This is a genomic window from Achromobacter sp. MFA1 R4 (assembly GCF_900156745.1).
Classification (GTDB): Bacteria; Pseudomonadota; Gammaproteobacteria; order Burkholderiales; family Burkholderiaceae_B; genus Achromobacter.
Window position 1 is genome coordinate 4,852,708 of record NZ_LT707065.1, and the last position, 15,829, is coordinate 4,868,536.

Genomic DNA, 15,829 nt, shown 5'->3' on the forward strand with positions numbered 1-15,829 from the left:
CTTACAGTCCGAGGATCATCTTGGAGATGATGTTCTTCTGGATTTCATTGGAGCCGCCGAAGATCGACAGCTTGCGGTTGTTGAAGTACTGCGCGGCGGCGCTGGCGGCGCCCTCGGGGCCGACGGGCGGGGCGTCGTAGCCATCGTGGAGGGCCTCGGGGATGAAGGGGCGGGCATAGGGCCCCATGGCGCGGCGGTTCAGCGCGGTGATTTCCTGCCGGATCTGCGTGCCGCGTATCTTGAGCATCGAGCTTTCCGCGCCCGGCGCGCCGCCGCCGGCCACGGCCGCCACCACGCGCAGATTGGTCGTGCGCATGTTGGCCAGCTCGATTTCCACGCGCGCCAGGCGGGCGGCGAAGTCGGGGTCTTCGGCCAGCGGGCGGCCATGCTTTTTCTGGCGGGCGGCCACGGCCTTCAGGCGTTCCAGCGCGGCCGTGGACTGGCCCACGCCCGCGATGTTGGTGCGTTCGTAGGTCAGCAGGTACTTGGCGCAGGTCCAGCCGCGATTTTCCTCGCCCACCAGGTTCTCCGCGGGCACGCGCACGTCGGAGAAGAAGACTTCGTTGACTTCGTGCTCGCCATCCAGGGTGATGATGGGGCGCACTTCGACGCCGGGGCTGTTCATGTCGATCAGCAGAAAGCTGATGCCTTCCTGGCGCCGGCCTTCCTGCGACGTGCGCACCAGGCAGAAGATCATGTTGGCGTACTGGCCCAGCGTGGTCCAGGTCTTCTGGCCGTTGACGATGTAGCTGTCGCCGTCGCGGACGGCGGTGGTCTTGACGGACGCCAGGTCCGATCCCGCGCCCGGTTCCGAGTAGCCCTGGCACCACCAGTCCGACCCGTCCAGGATGCGCGGCAGCCAGTGGCGGCGCTGCGCCTCGGACCCGTACTTGATCAGGACGGGTCCGAGCATGCTCAAGCCGAAGGGCACGATACGCGGCGCGCTGGCGAGCGCGCATTCGTTGTCGAAGATGTATTTCTGCGTGGCGCTCCAGCCGGTGCCGCCGTATTCCACGGGCCAGTGCGTGGCCAGCCAGCCTTGGGCGTTCAGGATGGCGTGCCACTCGGTCATGTCGTCGCGCGTCAGCAGCTTGCCGTCGGCGACCTTGTCGGCGAGGCGCCGGGGCAGCTTTGCGTCCAGGAACGCGCGTACCTCGTCGCGAAAGGCCAGTTCTTCAGGGGTGAATTCCAGATCCATGCGGGGTCTCTCAGTAGATTTCAAACAGGCCGGCCGCGCCCATGCCGCCGCCGATGCACATCGTGACGACGGCATAGCGGGCGCCGCGGCGGCGGCCTTCGATCAGCACGTGGCCGGCCAGCCGCGCGCCGGTGACGCCGAACGGATGGCCCAGCGCGATCGAGCCGCCGTCCACGTTCAGGCGGTCCATGGGGATGCCCAGCTTTTCCTGGCAGTACAGCGCCTGGGACGCAAACGCCTCGTTCAGCTCCCACAGGTCGATGTCCTGCACCTTCAGGCCGTGGCGCGCCAGCAGCTTGGGCACGGCGTAGACCGGGCCGATGCCCATTTCGTCCGGCTCGCAGCCGGCGATGGCAAGGCCGCGGAACGCGCCCAGCGGGCGGATGCCGGCGCGCTGGGCCTCGGCCGCTTCCATCAGCACGCAGGCGGCCGCGCCGTCCGACAATTGCGAGGCGTTGCCCGCCGTGACGAACTGGCCTTCGCCGCGCACGGGCGCCAGGCCCGCCAGCGCCTCGTAGGTGGTGCCGGGACGGTTGCAGGTGTCCTTGTCCACCGTCACCTCGCGTTCGGTGACGGCGCCCGTCGCGCGGTCCGTGACGGACATGGTGGTGGTGACCGGCACGATTTCTTCGCGGTAACGGCCTGCGGCCTGCGCGGCCTCGGTGCGCGCCTGGCTTTGCGCTGCGAAGCGGTCCTGCGCCTCGCGGCTGATGCCGTAGCGCGCGGCCACGATGTCGGCGGTTTCGATCATGGGCAGGTAGAGCTGGGGCTTGTTGGCGAGGATCCATGGGTCCATGCCGCTGACGCCGTCGTCGCGCGTGCGGATCTGGGACACCAGCTCCACGCCGCCGGCGATTACGGCGGGGGCGCCGTCCATCACGATGCGGCCCGCGGCCGACGCGATGGCTTGCAGGCCCGACGCGCAATAACGGTTGATCGTGGCGCCGCCGACGCTGACGGGCAGGCCGGCGCGGATGACGGCCTGGCGGCCGACGTTGCGGCCGGTGGCGCCCTCCGGATAGCCGCAGCCGATGAAGGCGTCTTCGATGAGCGCCGGGTCGATGCCGGCTCGATCCACCGCGGCGCGCACGGCGTGCGCGGCCAGCGTGGGGCCCGCGATCAGGTTGAATTCGCCGCGCCCCGCCTTGGTGATGGGGGTGCGGGCGGTTGAGACGATGACGGCTTCGCGCATGGGGATTCCTGTGTAGTGATCGGATCAGGCGGCGTTCAGGCTGCCGAAGGAGCGGCCGGACTCGGCCAGTTGCACGAGCAGCGGCGACGGCTTCCAGAACGCCGGGTCTTCTGCCGCATAGCTGCGGATATCGGCAAGGATGCGGGGCAGGCCCACGCTGTCGGCATAGTGCATCGGCCCGCCGTGGTGGCGCGGAAAGCCATAGCCCGACAAAAACACCACGTCGATGTCGGACGGGCGCAGCGCGATGCCCTGGTGCAGCACGTTGGCCGCTTCATTGACCATCGCGGCCAGGTAGCGGCGCAGGATGTCTTCGTGGGTAAACGGGCGGGGCGTGACGCCGGCGCGGGCGCGTTCTTGGTCGATGATGGCCAGGACCTCGGGGGCCGGCGTGCCTTGCCGCGCGCCATCCGGGTACAGATAGAAGCCGCGGCCGGTCTTCTGGCCGAACCAGCCGCGTTCGCAGAGGCGGTCGGGAATCTGCACGTAGCGCAGCGCGGGGTCGCGGGTGGCGGCGCGGCGCTTGCGCGTGGCCCAGCCGATGTCGCCGCCGGCCAGGTCGGCCATCTGGTAGGGCCCCATCGGGTAGCCGAATTCGCGCACGGCGGCATCGATGTCATAGGGCGAGGCGCCGTCTTCCATCATCATGTCGGCGGCCTGCCGGTACACGGCCAGGATGCGGTTGCCGATAAAGCCGTCGCACACGCCGGCGCGCACGGGAACCTTGCGCAACCGGCGCGCCAGTTCAAAGCCGGTGGCCACCGTGTCCGGGGCGGTGTGCCGGCCCACCACGATTTCCAGCAGCTTCATGATGTTGGCGGGCGAGAAGAAGTGCAGGCCCAGCACGTCGGCCGGTCCGCGCGTCGCTTCGGCGATGCGGTCCACGTCCAGGTACGAGGTATTGGTGGCCAGGACGGCGCCGGGCTTGGCCACGCGGTCAAGCTGCGCGAAGACCGCCTGCTTGACGGCCATGTCTTCGAACACGGCCTCGATGATGAGGTCGGCCTCGCCCAGTGCGTCGTAGTCCGTGGCGCCAGTGAAGCGCGACAGGCGCGCGGCCCGCTCGTCGGCGGTGATCCGGCCTTTCTTGACGAGCAGGTCGTACACCTGTTCGACGCGGGTGCGGCCGCGGGCAAGGGCGGCGTCGTCCTGCTCGACCATGACCACGGGCAGGCCCGCGTCCAGCACCGCCACGGCAATGCCGGCGCCCATGGTGCCGCCGCCCACGATGCCCACGCGCTCCAGGCGACGGGACCGGGCTTCTTTCAGTTCGGGAATCTTGGCCGTTTCGCGCTCGGCGAAAAACGCGTGCACCAGCGCGGCCCGCTGCGGGCTGTCCAGGCACTGCAGGAAGAGCGACCGCTCGGTGCGCAGGCCTTCATCGAAGGGCTGTTCGATGGCGGCGCGCACGGCCTGAACGATCTTGGCCGGCGAATACAGCCCGCGCGCGGTGGCGGCCACGCGCTGGGCGGCCGCGTCCACGGCGGCAAGCTGGGCCTGCGTGTCCGCCAGCGCCTCGGTGGCGTCGCGCGTGCGGCGAGGTCCCGCTTTCAGCGCCAGCAACTGGCGTGTGTAGGTCAGGCCCGCGTCCAGCGGATCCTCGTCGGCGGACAGCGCGTCCACGAGGCGGGCGTCGAGCGCGGATTGCGCCGACAGGTGCTTGCCCGTCAGCATGAGGTCCAGCGCGGCCTGCGCGCCCATCAGCCGGGGCGCGCGCTGGGTGCCGCCGGCGCCCGGCAGCAGCCCCAGGTTCACTTCCGGCAGGCCCAGCCGGGCGCTGGCGAGCGCCACGCGATAGTGGGCCGCCAGGGCGATCTCCAGGCCGCCGCCCAGCGTTGCGCCATGCAAGGCCGCCACGACGGGCTTGGCGCTGGCTTCGATCTGGTTGCACAGGTCCGGCAGGAGCGGCGGTTGCGGGGGCTTGCCGAATTCCCGGATATCGGCGCCCGCGATGAAGTTCTTGCCCGCGCCCATGAGCAGGATGGCGCGCACGCGCGTGTCCGCCTGCGCCTGCGCAATCGCGTCCGACAGGTCGCGGCGCACGGCGGCGCTCAGTGCGTTCACGGGGGGATGGTCGATGACGACGACCAGGATGTCCTCGTAGCGGCGCGTCTGGGCGGCGCCGGTGCTTGCGCTGTCTGTCATGGACAGTGTCTCCGATGTGGCTTCCTGCTCGCGCGCCGCGCCGGCGTACCGGTGCGCCGCAGGCTGCGCGGGCGGAGCATGGCGGGCCAGGGGCGGCCCGTCTCTTATGGCTTTATTCTTTCCTAGTAAAGATGTCTTGACAATGACATCGATAATTGACACTACGGACAAGAAAATTTGACAATGCACGGCAAGGAGCGTCGATATGGACACCAAATCCCTGACCCTGCTGGTCGAAATCCTGGACGCGGGCAATCTGAGCGAGGCGGCGCGCCGCCTGAAGATGACGCGCGCCAACGTCAGCTATCACCTGAGCCAGCTCGAGCGTTCGGTCGGCATGCAGCTCGTGCGGCGCACGACGCGGCGCGTGGAACCCACCGAAATCGGCCTGAAGCTGTACAAGCACGGGCGCAGCATCCAGGACGAACTGGCGGCCGCGCGCGAATCCGTCGAGACGCTGGGCAAGACGCCGCAGGGCAAGGTGCGGTTGAGCGTGCCCAGCGGCTACGGGGGATTCGTGATGACGCCCTGGCTGCTGGAGTTCAAGAAAGCGTACCCCGATATCGTGCTGGATGTGCTGTTTGAAAACAGTGTCGAAGACCTGCTGCGCGACGAGGTGGACATTGCCGTGCGCATCATGTCCGAGCCGCCGCAGCATCTGGTCGCCCGCGAGCTGGGTCAGGTCCGCTACGTGGCGTGCGCCTCGCGGGATTTTGCCGAAAGCCGGGGCCTGCCCCAGCGGCCGGAAGACCTGGCGGGCATGCCCGTCATCAGCGCCGCCGTGATCGGCCGGCCGCTGCGCCTGTCGGCCTACTACGGCGGCCAGCCCCGCCAGCACGTCGTGCTGGAGCCCACCGTCATTTCGCGCAACTATGCCTTCCTGCGCGATGCGATCCGGGCGGGGCTGGGCGTGGGCGTGGTGCCGGACTACGTGGTGCATGAGGACATCGCGCGCGGTGAGCTGGTGCCGGCATTGACGGACTGGCGCCTCAGCATCTTCGGGCGCGGCATGTATATGCTGTACATGCCCAACCGCCATCATCCGCGGGCGCTGGCGATGATGATCGAATTCATCCTGGAACGCGCGCAGCGTCGGCACGACGGCGAGCCCGGCCTGCTGGCCGTCAGCCCTGGCTGAACCTCAGGGTGAACCCCCCGGCTGAACCCCGGGCACGCTACTTGCTGATGGCCTTCGCTAAATTGGATGCGAGGGGAATGATGGACAGCGCGACACCCGTGGACACCTCGTCGCCGAGGGACGGTCCGGAACCGGCCGCGGCCGAGCCCGCCGAAGAGAAAGTCACCGCCCAGGACGCCGGCCTCATCAAGCCGCCCGCGCCCACCCCGCTGGTGCGCGTGAGCGGCTTCTGTCTGGTGACGCTTACGGTGCTGGCCGTGGTGTTTGCCCTGAAGGCGGCCCAGGAGTTCATCGTCCCGGTCGTCATGGCGATCGTGGTGGCGTACACGCTGGATCCCGTGGTGGCGTTGCTGGAGCGCGCCCGCGTGCCGAGGGCGGCGGGCACCATCCTCGTGATGACGGCCATTGCCGTGTCGATCTTCGGCATGTTCTACGTCACGCAGGACCAGGTCAGCGACATCATCAACGCGCTGCCCGAAATATCCAGCAAGCTGTCGCGCACGCTCGGCGGACTGCTGAGCGGGGACGGATCGTTCCTGGACAAGCTGCGCCGCGCGGCCAGCATCCTGCAGGAATCCGGCACCCCCCAGACGGGCGGGCGGGTGGTCGTGGCGAAATCCGATGGGGGATTGAGCGACATCCTGCTGTGGGGGTCCAAGGGCCTGGCCACCTTCGTGGGTCAGGCCACCATGTGCGTGTTCCTGGTCTTCTTCCTATTGCTCTCGGGCAACGCCTTCAAGCGCAAGTTCGTGAAGATGGCCGGCAACACCCTGTCGCAGAAGAAGATCAGCGTGCACATGCTGGACCAGATCAACAACTCGATCCACATGTACATGGCCATGATGCTGGTGACCAACGTGGCGCTTGCGTTGCTGTCGTGGGTGGCGTTCCGGCTGCTGGGCCTGGAGAACGCCGCGACCTGGGCCGTGGTGGCGGGCGCGCTGCACATCATTCCGTATTTCGGTCCGCTGCTGACGGCGGTGGGCACGGGGATCGCGGGCCTGGTGCAGTTTGGCGAACTTGGCCCCGCGCTGGCGGTGTCCCTGAGTTCGGTCGCCATCGCGCTGCTGATGGGCGTGGTGGTCACGACCTGGATGTCGGGCCGCATCGCGCGGATGAACGCCGTGGCGGTATTCATCCTGCTGCTGCTTTTCACGTGGCTGTGGGGGATCTGGGGGACGCTGCTCTCCGTGCCCATTGCGTTCATCGCGAAGGTGGTGGCCGATCACATCGAAGGGTTGGAGGCATTGTCGGAGTTCCTGAGCGAATAGGGGGCGACGCCGCGCCATGATGCAACGGTCCCGCCGTTTCGGATTGGTATGCTGCAGGCTCGATACGTTGGACTCCCCATGACTACCGACAGCCACCACGCCGACCGATTTTCCGCCACCCGCTCCGCGCTGGCCTCCGACGCCCGGCGCGCGCAACTGCGCCGCATGAAGATCGGCGCGCTGGCGTTGCTGGTGGCCATGGTCAGCGGTTTCATCACCAGCCATGTCATGGGCGGGCAGGGCGCGTGGGCCTGGGTGCGGGCCTTCTGCGAAGCGGCCACCGTGGGCGCGCTGGCGGACTGGTTCGCCGTCGTCGCGCTGTTCCGCCGCCCGATGGGCCTGCCCATCCCGCATACCGCCATCATTCCCAGCAACAAGGATCGCATCGGCGACAGCCTCGCGGTGTTCGTGCGCGACCACTTCCTGGACCCGGACACCCTCATCGAGAAACTGCGCGTCTTCGATCCGGCCGCGCGGCTCAGCCGCTGGCTGGCGCGGCCCGCGCAGGCGCGTGCCTTGAGCGACGGCGCGCGCAGGGTGGCGCTGCAGACGCTGGACCTGCTGGACGACCGGGCGGTGCGCGGGGTGATCCAGGAGTTCGTCGTGAGCAACCTGCGGCGCTGGGACGCAGCGGCTACCGCCGGCGACGTGCTGGGCCTGCTGACCCGCGACGGGCGCCACCAGGAATTGCTGGATGCCGCGATGGAGCGGCTGGGGGGTTATCTGGCGCAAGAAGACGTGAAGGAACGCGCCTCGACACTGCTGGTGAAGTTTGCCCGCAAGGAATGGCCGCGCATCATCGCGGCGGTCGACGTGGTCAAGTCCGTCGACAACATCGCCGACAACCTGGCCGACCGGCTGGCGCGCGCGCTGGTGGAAGAGTTGCGCGACGTGCTGTCCGAACCCGATCATCCGGTGCGCCGCGACTACGAGGCGTGGGTGATGAACTACATCGAACGCCTGAAGACCGACCCGGCGCTGGCAGGTCAGGTCGAAGCCCTGAAGCAGCGCGCCATCGATCATCCCAAGGTCCAGGAATATGTCCAGGGCCTGTGGGACGACATCCACGCCGCGCTGCGGCGCGACCTGTCGGACGAACACTCCGCCCTGGCCGCGCACCTGGAAAGCGCGCTGCTCGCGCTGGCTCGCAAGCTGGGCGATGACCCGGGGCTGCGCGAAGCCATCAACAACCACGTGCTGGGCGGGGCGCGCCGGCTGACCGGGCGCCTGCGCGTGGGGGTCACCGAGCACATCTCGCGCACGGTCAAGAACTGGGACGAGCGCCATCTGGTGGATGAACTGGAGCTGAGCGTGGGACGCGACCTCCAGTACATCCGCTTCAACGGCACCCTGGTCGGCGGCCTGATCGGCGTGCTGCTGCACGCGATGGTGCTGCTGGTGAACGGGTAGGCGGCGCGGCATTGCGGCCGGCCCGCGCCGCGTCGCAACCTTGTATCAGGAATGAAGTTTGCTGGCGAAGCGCCCGGCGCGGGTGCTATCTTGATTGGCGCCGCCCGACGTGCTGGGCGGCTTGCGCCGTTGGCCGCCCGCAACCCGCGGGCACCTTTCCAGGAGGCAATTCATGAAGAAATTCTCGATGCTTGTGACGGCTCTGGCATTGGCGGGCGCATCAGGCGCGGCGCTGGCCGAGGAGGTCTCGATGTCGTTCCTGACGCCCGAAGGCGTCGGCAAGAGCGCCGGCACCATCACCCTGAAAGACACCAAGGCGGGGCTGGAGCTGACCCCGCATCTCAAAGGCCTGCCGCCCGGCGAGCGCGGCTTTCACGTCCACGAGAAAGGGTCGTGCGAGCCGGGCATGGTGGGCGGCAAGACGGCGCCGGGCGGCGGCGCGGGCGGTCACCTGGATCCCAAGGGCACCAAGGCCCACAAGGGACCGATGGCCACGGACGGGCATCAGGGCGATTTGCCGTTCCTCACGGTGGCCGCCGACGGCAGCGCGACGAAGGCCGTCGTCGCCCCGCATCTGAAGCTGGCCGACGTGAAGGGCCGCGCGCTCATGATCCACGCGGGCGGCGACAACTATAGCGACAAGCCGGAACCGCTGGGCGGCGGAGGCGGGCGCCTGGTCTGCGGGGTCGTCAAGTAGCGGGGCGGCGCTCAGGCGCTGCCGTTGCGGCCGTATTGCCGATAGCCTTCGCGCTTGGCCAGGCGGTCGTAATAGGCCGCCACGGCCGGCAGCGCCGGTTTGTCGAAGGGCGTCTCGAACCAACGGTTCACGGACAGCCCCACGGGAATGTCCGCCAGCGTGAAGGCCTCGCCCGCGACATGCGCGCCCGTTTCGGCCAGCCGCTGGTCCAGGATGCGCATGTAGCGCGCCCAGTCCTGGCAGGACGCCTCGATGGCGCCGGCGTCCTGGTGCGCGGGCGACTGCCGGGCCAGCGCCATGAAGGCATAGCTCCACGACCGGTTCAGGTCGGTCGCCTGCCAATCCATCCATTGATCCACCCGGGCCCGCGGTTTGGGCGCGGCGGGATAGAGGTGGCTGCCGCCATGCTCGCCCGCCAGATAGCGGATGATGCTGTTGGATTCCCACAGCACGAAATCGCCGTCCCGCAGCACGGGCACCATCGCGTTGGGATTGAGCCGCAGAAAGGCCGGGTCGGTCGTGGCGCGAAAGCCGCTGCCCCAGTCTTCCCGGTCGAACGGCAGGTTGAGTTCGGCGCAGGTCCACAGCACCTTGCGCACATTGATGGATGAGGCTTTGCCCAGGATTTTCAGCATGGCGCTTCGCGTTGACACGTTACGGGACAGGTTCCGGCGCAGTCTAGCGGTGCCGCGCGCGCCCCGCCAGATACAGATCCGGCGCGCCGGCGCATAACAGAATCCAGGGGACTCGATTGCAGCTTTCCACCAAGGCGTACCTTGCCGACACGCTGGCACTGATCCTGTTCTTCACGACGACCGGCATCATCAACGAACGCTGGATTGCCGGGATGAGCTGGGAACAGGTGGCCCAGGCGCGCCTGATCGGCGGCGCGCTGATGATCCCGGTCGGACGGCCTTATGGCATGTGGCGGGACTGGATGATGCGGCATGCCACCGCAACCCGGTGGTCCAGGCTGCTCTGGGATAGCCTGGCCCTGATGAGTTTCCAGGTGCCGATCTATGCCGCGATCATCGCCGTAAGCGGGGCGTCGGGAAGCGGGCTGGTGCGCGGGGTACTGGGTGCGGCGGCGATGATGCTGCTATTGGGACGGCCCTACGGCGCCTTCCTGAACGGCGTCAGGCATCTGTTCGGTCTGCCGCCGGGCGGCGCAAAGCCCATGTCGCTCAACGCGTAGCCGCGCGTGCGCGGCTACAGCTGCACATGCTCGGTGCGGTCCCGGCCGTTCTTCTTGGCCGCATAGAGCTGCTGATCCACGGCCTTGATGAAGCCGGCGCGGTCCGCCTTGCCATCCGGCACGATGGTGCCCGCGCCGATGCTGACCGTCACGCGCCTGTCATGGGGCGACAGCGCATGCACGATGGACTTCTTGTGCAGCAATCGCTGGCAGCGTTCGGCGACCTTGCGCGCCGCGCCGGCATCGGCTTCGGGCAGCAGCACGACGAACTCTTCTCCGCCGAAGCGCGCGACCAGATCGCGAGGGCCGTCCAGCGCCAGGCTCAGTGTCTGGGCGATTTCAACCAGGCATTTGTCGCCCTGCGTGTGGCCGTACAGGTCGTTGTATTGCTTGAAATAGTCCACGTCGAACAACAGAATCGACAGCGGCCGGCGCTCGCCGCGCGCACGTTCCCATTCCAGTTCGAAGCTGCTGTCAAAGCGTCGCCGGTTGGCGATGTTCGTCAGGCCATCCTTGAAGGACAGGACCTCCAGCTCTTTTTGCAGGCGGAGTAGCTGTTCTTCGTTCTTCTTGCGTTCGGTGATGTCGAACATGAAGCCGATCAAGGCGTCGACCTCGCCGCTGTCATTGCGCACGACGTGCACCACGTCGCGTATCCACACATACCCGTTGTCCTTGGTCAGCGCCCGATAGTCCGCCTCATGGTCGACGCCGGCCTGGGATTGGGACACGCAGAAATTCACGACGTATTCGCGGTCTTCCGGATGCATGCGCATGGCCCAGTCTTCCACGCTTACCCAGCTTTCGGCGCTCCAGCCCAGCAACGCTTCGATCTGGGGACCGATATAGGCGAACTTCATGGTGGCCCAATCGAGCTTCCAGGGGATCGCCTTGGTGGACTCCAGCAGGGTCCGGTACACCGCGTTGTCATCGAGAATCGTGCCTTCTTCGGACATGCCCAATCCTTGGTCGATTGATGGGGACACGGCACTGTACTCGAAGAAAGCCGGCTGCAGCACGGGCAGGGCTATACGGTGCTTGCAGTCACGGTGGCGGGCCTTGGCGGCGCGCGGGAAGCGATTGGAGATTGGCCAGCGACGCGTTGACAAACCCGCCATCGACCACGATGTCCTGCCCGTTGACATAGCGGGAGGCATCGCTGGCAAGAAACGCCACCGCGTCCGCGATGTCCGACGGCAAGCCGATCCGCCTGGCGGGGATATGGGCGATGCGCTTTTGCAGCACGGATTCGTCGCGATAGTGCGGCTCGGACAAGGGGGTTCGGATCATCCCCGGGCTGATGGCGTTTGCGCGAATGCCGAGCGGTCCCCATTCGACGGCCATCTGGCGCGTGAGGGCCTGCAGAGCCGCCTTGGTCGTGCCGTAGGCGCCTACCCGGGTCGGGGTCTGCGCCGAGATCGACGCCACGTTGACGATGCTGCCCGCCTGTTGCGCCTGCATCAGGGGAAACACGGCCTGCGCGCAGAGCAGGGCGCCGCGCAGGTTGATGCGGAAGATGCGGTCCCAGAGTTCGAGCGGGAATTGCTCCAGGCCCACGGGCGCCGCGCTGACGGCCGCATTGTTGACCAGCACGTCGCACCGTCCGAAGCGCCTGCGCACCTGGCCGGCCATGTCGGCGACCGAGTCCGGATCGGCGATGTCGCAGCGCACGCTCAGCAGGCCGTCGGTCTCGGCGCCGGCGTCAGCCATGTTGATATCCACCTGCGCCACCGCGGCGCCCATCGAACGCAGGTGCTGGCAAATGGCCAGGCCTATGCCGCCGGTGGCGCCGGTCACCACGGCCACGCGCCCTTGCAGGGCGTCGGGCGCGTAAGCGGGTTTGGAAGACATGTCCATGTGCGCGGCCTACTTGTTCTTCAGGTCGGCGACTTTCGCCAGGCCCTGCCAGATGACGGCGTCGCGCTTGATCGATGCCGCGAAGTCGCTGGCCGACATGTCCGCGGGAACGATCATGTTCTGTCCTTCGATTTTTTCCCGCACGTCCGGCGTGTGCTGGGCGCGGTAGATTTCCGCGTTGAGGCGGTCGATGATCCCGGGCGGCGTTCCCGCCGGGGCAAAGACGCCGTACCAGCCGTCGGCTTCGAATTTGTAGCCTTGCTCGGCCAGCGTGGGAACGTCCATCGAGGCGGGCCAGCGCCGCGAACCCGTCTGGCCCAGGGCGACCAGTTTGCCGCTGCGCATGTGGGGAATGGGCGAGGCGATGTCCATGAACCCGACGCTGATGTTGTTGGCGATCAGGTCGGTGCTTTCGGTGACCAGCAGTTTGTAGGGCACGTGGGGCATGTCGAGCCCGTAGTGGGCCTTGATGCCTTCCATGGCCAGGTTGCCGGATGAGCCGGTGCCCCAGGAGCCGTAGGCGAGCTTGCCGGGATGGGCCTTGGCATAGGCGACCATGTCCGCCAGGTTCTTGAAGCCGGTGCTGGGATTGGCGACGAGCAATATGCCCGCCGCGCCGACCTGAGCGATCGGAAGCAGGTCCTTCTCTGGATCGTAGGGCAGCGAGGGAAGCACGACGGGATTCAGGAGAATGGCGGAGGACGGCGCGAACAGCAGGGTGTAGCCGTCGGGCGCAGCCTTGGCCACGGTGTCGCAGGCGATCATGCCGTTGGCCCCGGGCTTGGTTTCGACCACCACCGGCTGGTTCAGCGCCTTGGACAGCGGCGCGGCGATCAGGCGCGCGAAGATGTCGCCGCCCGCGCCGGGCGAGCCGGCGACAACCAGCCGGATGGGGCGTTCGGGCCAATCGCCTGGCGCGCCAAAGGCGTTGGCGCCCAGGCTCATCAGCAGGGCGCCGAGCAGCAGGGCGCGGCGGGTGGGAAGTGGGTGGGTCATGTCTGCGTCTCCAGAATTTTTGAATTATTGGAATCTTCAAATTCTAGGTAGCGCGCCCGGATTGGCTATAGCTGAAACCGCAGATCAGAACTGCGCGAACCGACGCAATCACGGACGTGGGCATGGACATTGGCGATGCGCCGGTGCTGCGGTTTTTGCAGGAGACTTCTTCAGGATTGCGGGTAGATCATTGGGGGCGATCCGGGTCTTGAATGCTTGCCTGTGCAGTCGTCTTGACCCGCATGGGCTTCTATCAGGACGCCACGGCCTGCGGTTGGCTGCGCAGCCGCAGCACGGGCGACGTGAACAGCACGGCGAACTGGATGAAGAAACCCGCCGTCGACACCCAAAGGCACGCGTCCACGCCGAACCGGGCCGCCAGCGTCGCGCCGATCAGGGCGCCCACGGGCCGCGCGCCGAAGTTCGCCGTCACGATCACGGACGATACCCGGCCCAGCAAGGCGTTGGGCGTCACCGATTGGCGCAGCGTGGTGGTGGTGATGGTCCAGAGGATCGGCCCCGCGCCGAACAGGAAGAATCCCACCGCGGCCCACGGCCCCGACGGAAACGCCAGCGTCGACAGCAGAATGAGGCTGGCCAGCAGCGCCGACAGCGGTCCGGCGCCGATCATGGCGCCGAACGGCAGGCGGCGGGCGAGCCACGGGGCGGCCAGGGCGCCGGCCAGCATGCCCGCGCCGTACACGCCCAGGGTGATGCCGACGCCGGCGGCAGACAGGCCCAGGCGATCGACGGCGTAGGCGACGTAGATCGCCAGCAGGATGAACCAGGCGGCATTGAAAAAGAGCGCGGTCAGCAGCACCGGGCGCAGGAGCGGATGCGTGGCGACAAAGGCCGCGCCTTCGCGCAATTCGGCCAGCGGATGGCGGCGCTGGGCGGGCTTGGGCGTGTCATGCGGCAGGCCGGCAAGAAGCACGGCGGCCAGCAGCGACAGGGTGGTGGCCAGCACATAAGCCGTGGAAGCGCCCATCCAGCCCACCAGCGCGCCGCCGGCGGCGGGACCGGCAGAGAAGGCGGCGCTGCGGGCCAGTTCCAGCCAGCGGTTGGCGCTGGCCAGCTCGGTGGGCGGGACCAGCCTGGGCACCAGGGCGGGCGCGGCGACGTTGTAGGCCACCGTGCCCACCGCGCCCACAAAGCCCAGCGCCGCCAGCCACGCAAGGCTGAGGCCGCCCATCCACAGCAGCGCCAGCAGGCCTATCAGGCTGAGCGCGCGGGCCGCTTCGGCGGCGGTCATCAGCGCGCGGCGCGACATGCGGTCGGCCAGCACGCCCGCGGGCAGGGACAGCAGCAGGAACGGCAGCGTCTGCGCCGTCTGCAGATAGCCGGTCTGCGCGGCATCGGCGCCCAGGGCCAGCACGGCGTACAGCGGCGCGGCGGCAAGGGCGATCTGCTCGGAGAACTGCGCGGCCAGGTTCGAGGCGGCCAGGCGCCGGAAGGCGCTAGCCGGGGCGGACGGGGCGGACGGGGCGGACGAAGAATGGGCGGGCATGATGGACGCAGCCAGGTGAGCGTAGCGAGGGAAAGGGGGCAAGCGTCGCGCAAACGACAAGGGCACGATCTTGATCGCGCCCTTGCTGTCTTGCACTCCGATCCTTGCGCTGCGGCAGGGACCGGCGGGGTCAGGGTATCGGCGGATAGTCGCCGAAGCCGTCCGGCCAGGTGGTCAGCACATCGTAGCCGGTCTCGGTGACGACGACCATGTGTTCCCACTGCGCCGACAGGGACCGGTCCTTGGTGACGACGGTCCAGCCGTCGGGCAACTGCTTGGTCTGGGGCTTGCCCGCGTTGATCATGGGTTCGATGGTGAACATCATGCCGGGCTGCAGCACCATGCCTTCGCCCGGGCGGCCGTAGTGCAGCACCTGCGGGTCGTCGTGGTAGATCTGGCCGATGCCGTGGCCGCAGTATTCCCGGACGATGCTGAAGTGCTCGCGGTGCGCGACGGTCTGGATGGCGTGGCCAATGTCGCCCAGCGTGGCGCCCGGCTTGACGGCCATGATGCCGGCGCGCATGGCTTCATAGGTGGTGTTGACCAGCCGGCGCGCCAGCGGGCTGGGCTGGCCGACGTAGTACATGCGGCTGGTGTCGCCGAACCAGCCGTCCTTGATGACGGCAACATCGATGTTCAGGATGTCGCCGTTCTTGAGCACCTTGGCCGACGGGATGCCGTGGCAGATGACGTGGTTGACCGAGGCGCAGATGGTCTTGGGAAAGCCATGGTAGCCGACGTTGGCGGGCGTGGCCTTGAGCACGTTGACGATGTAGTCGTGACAGACCTTGTCCAGGTCATCGGTGGTGACGCCGGGGCGGACGTGTTCGCCGATCATGTGCAGCACTTCGGCCGCCATGGCGCCCGCCTTGCGGGCCATTTCGATGTCGGCGGCCGATTTGATGGAAACCTTCTTGGCCATTTACGCGGCCTCCTGCTGCGCGGGTTGCGGCCGCCCTTGCGAGAGCGCGGCGATGGTGAAGCCGTCGGCCTGTTCGATGCGGATCAGCAATTGGCAGATGTCGGCGTGGCGCAGTTCGGGATAGAGCTCGGACAGCATGCCGATGCGCATCCAGTGTTCGGCCTGGGAATTGATGGAGCGGCTGAGAGCGCCGCTGGCCACGCGCAGGTTCTCGTGCATTTGCTCGGAAATCTTGACGATGCCCATAGTGGATGTTCCGTATATGGTTTGTATATGGAACGTATGGTACTGCGGCGCGGGG

At 67.7% G+C, this 15,829-nt stretch carries 15 protein-coding genes; 5 read left to right on the forward strand and 10 right to left on the reverse strand.

Translation table 11 applies throughout. The features are described 5' to 3' along the window. Nucleotide 1 precedes the first annotated feature (1 nt). From BXA00_RS22245 to BXA00_RS22255, 3 genes are read right to left on the reverse strand one after another with little or no spacing between them, the layout of a single operon-like run. Nucleotides 2-1,198, reverse strand: a complete 1,197-nt coding sequence (locus BXA00_RS22245) for an acyl-CoA dehydrogenase family protein (protein ID WP_076520567.1) — start codon at nt 1,196-1,198, stop codon at nt 2-4. 10 nt (nt 1,199-1,208) lie between these two features. Further along, entirely contained in the window at nt 1,209-2,390 is a 1,182-nt protein-coding gene (locus BXA00_RS22250) for an acetyl-CoA C-acyltransferase (protein ID WP_076520568.1), read from the reverse strand. A 24-nt stretch (nt 2,391-2,414) separates the two neighbouring features. Then, entirely contained in the window at nt 2,415-4,535 is a 2,121-nt protein-coding gene (locus BXA00_RS22255) for a 3-hydroxyacyl-CoA dehydrogenase NAD-binding domain-containing protein (protein WP_076520569.1), read from the reverse strand. 205 nt (nt 4,536-4,740) lie between these two features. On the opposite strand from BXA00_RS22255, the gene BXA00_RS22260 reads away from it, so the two are divergent. The 4 genes from BXA00_RS22260 (at nt 4,741) to sodC (ending at nt 9,051) form a co-directional block, all read left to right on the forward strand. Then, nucleotides 4,741-5,673, forward strand: coding sequence for a LysR family transcriptional regulator (locus BXA00_RS22260; protein ID WP_076520570.1), 933 nt, complete (start codon nt 4,741-4,743; stop codon nt 5,671-5,673). Nucleotides 5,674-5,750: 77 nt separating this feature from the next. Continuing rightward, complete coding sequence (locus BXA00_RS22265) at nt 5,751-6,944, forward strand: AI-2E family transporter (protein WP_076520571.1); 1,194 nt, start codon at nt 5,751-5,753, stop codon at nt 6,942-6,944. A gap of 78 nt (nt 6,945-7,022) precedes the next feature. Further along, on the forward strand, nt 7,023-8,354 hold the full coding sequence (locus BXA00_RS22270) for a DUF445 domain-containing protein (RefSeq protein ID WP_076520572.1): 1,332 nt from the start codon (nt 7,023-7,025) through the stop codon (nt 8,352-8,354). Nucleotides 8,355-8,526: 172 nt separating this feature from the next. Continuing rightward, entirely contained in the window at nt 8,527-9,051 is a 525-nt protein-coding gene (sodC, locus tag BXA00_RS22275; RefSeq protein WP_076520573.1) for a superoxide dismutase family protein, read from the forward strand. Nucleotides 9,052-9,062: 11 nt separating this feature from the next. Here sodC and BXA00_RS22280 read toward each other — a convergent pair whose 3' ends face one another. Beyond that, nucleotides 9,063-9,686, reverse strand: coding sequence for a glutathione S-transferase family protein (locus BXA00_RS22280; protein WP_076520574.1), 624 nt, complete (start codon nt 9,684-9,686; stop codon nt 9,063-9,065). A 116-nt stretch (nt 9,687-9,802) separates the two neighbouring features. On the opposite strand from BXA00_RS22280, the gene alaE reads away from it, so the two are divergent. Continuing rightward, entirely contained in the window at nt 9,803-10,246 is a 444-nt protein-coding gene (alaE, locus tag BXA00_RS22285; protein WP_231952133.1) for an L-alanine exporter AlaE, read from the forward strand. Between the two features lie 14 nt (nt 10,247-10,260). On the opposite strand, the gene BXA00_RS22290 is transcribed toward alaE, so the two are convergent. The 6 genes from BXA00_RS22290 to BXA00_RS22315 form a co-directional block, all read right to left on the reverse strand. Beyond that, complete coding sequence (locus BXA00_RS22290; protein ID WP_076520576.1) at nt 10,261-11,202, reverse strand: sensor domain-containing diguanylate cyclase; 942 nt, start codon at nt 11,200-11,202, stop codon at nt 10,261-10,263. 88 nt (nt 11,203-11,290) lie between these two features. Next, the gene (locus BXA00_RS22295; RefSeq protein ID WP_083714310.1) at nt 11,291-12,103 is read right to left on the reverse strand and encodes an SDR family NAD(P)-dependent oxidoreductase; all 813 of its coding nucleotides are present in this window, start codon (nt 12,101-12,103) and stop codon (nt 11,291-11,293) included. A 9-nt stretch (nt 12,104-12,112) separates the two neighbouring features. Continuing rightward, nucleotides 12,113-13,099 carry a tripartite tricarboxylate transporter substrate binding protein gene (locus BXA00_RS22300; protein ID WP_076520577.1) on the reverse strand — a complete coding sequence of 329 codons (987 nt, stop codon included), beginning with the start codon at nt 13,097-13,099 and terminating at the stop codon, nt 12,113-12,115. Nucleotides 13,100-13,352: 253 nt separating this feature from the next. Continuing rightward, entirely contained in the window at nt 13,353-14,606 is a 1,254-nt protein-coding gene (locus tag BXA00_RS22305) for an MFS transporter (protein ID WP_076522071.1), read from the reverse strand. Nucleotides 14,607-14,736: 130 nt separating this feature from the next. Further along, nucleotides 14,737-15,528: a type I methionyl aminopeptidase gene (gene map / locus BXA00_RS22310; RefSeq protein ID WP_076520578.1), complete on the reverse strand. Its 792-nt coding sequence runs from the start codon at nt 15,526-15,528 to the stop codon at nt 14,737-14,739. Further along, complete coding sequence (locus BXA00_RS22315) at nt 15,529-15,774, reverse strand: ParD-like family protein (protein WP_076520579.1); 246 nt, start codon at nt 15,772-15,774, stop codon at nt 15,529-15,531. It lies immediately after the preceding gene. Nucleotides 15,775-15,829 lie beyond the last annotated feature (55 nt).

Coding starts and splice junctions, on each gene's coding strand:
- BXA00_RS22245 (WP_076520567.1), bottom strand. CDS start 1,198: ATGGATCTGGAATTCACCCCTGAAGAACTGGCCTTTCGCGACGAGGTA.
- BXA00_RS22250 (WP_076520568.1), bottom strand. CDS start 2,390: ATGCGCGAAGCCGTCATCGTCTCAACCGCCCGCACCCCCATCACCAAG.
- BXA00_RS22255 (WP_076520569.1), bottom strand. CDS start 4,535: ATGACAGACAGCGCAAGCACCGGCGCCGCCCAGACGCGCCGCTACGAG.
- BXA00_RS22260 (WP_076520570.1), top strand. CDS start 4,741: ATGGACACCAAATCCCTGACCCTGCTGGTCGAAATCCTGGACGCGGGC.
- BXA00_RS22265 (WP_076520571.1), top strand. CDS start 5,751: ATGATGGACAGCGCGACACCCGTGGACACCTCGTCGCCGAGGGACGGT.
- BXA00_RS22270 (WP_076520572.1), top strand. CDS start 7,023: ATGACTACCGACAGCCACCACGCCGACCGATTTTCCGCCACCCGCTCC.
- sodC (WP_076520573.1), top strand. CDS start 8,527: ATGAAGAAATTCTCGATGCTTGTGACGGCTCTGGCATTGGCGGGCGCA.
- BXA00_RS22280 (WP_076520574.1), bottom strand. CDS start 9,686: ATGCTGAAAATCCTGGGCAAAGCCTCATCCATCAATGTGCGCAAGGTG.
- BXA00_RS22290 (WP_076520576.1), bottom strand. CDS start 11,202: ATGTCCGAAGAAGGCACGATTCTCGATGACAACGCGGTGTACCGGACC.
- BXA00_RS22295 (WP_083714310.1), bottom strand. CDS start 12,103: ATGGACATGTCTTCCAAACCCGCTTACGCGCCCGACGCCCTGCAAGGG.
- BXA00_RS22300 (WP_076520577.1), bottom strand. CDS start 13,099: ATGACCCACCCACTTCCCACCCGCCGCGCCCTGCTGCTCGGCGCCCTG.
- BXA00_RS22305 (WP_076522071.1), bottom strand. CDS start 14,606: ATGCCCGCCCATTCTTCGTCCGCCCCGTCCGCCCCGTCCGCCCCGGCT.
- map (WP_076520578.1), bottom strand. CDS start 15,528: ATGGCCAAGAAGGTTTCCATCAAATCGGCCGCCGACATCGAAATGGCC.
- BXA00_RS22315 (WP_076520579.1), bottom strand. CDS start 15,774: ATGGGCATCGTCAAGATTTCCGAGCAAATGCACGAGAACCTGCGCGTG.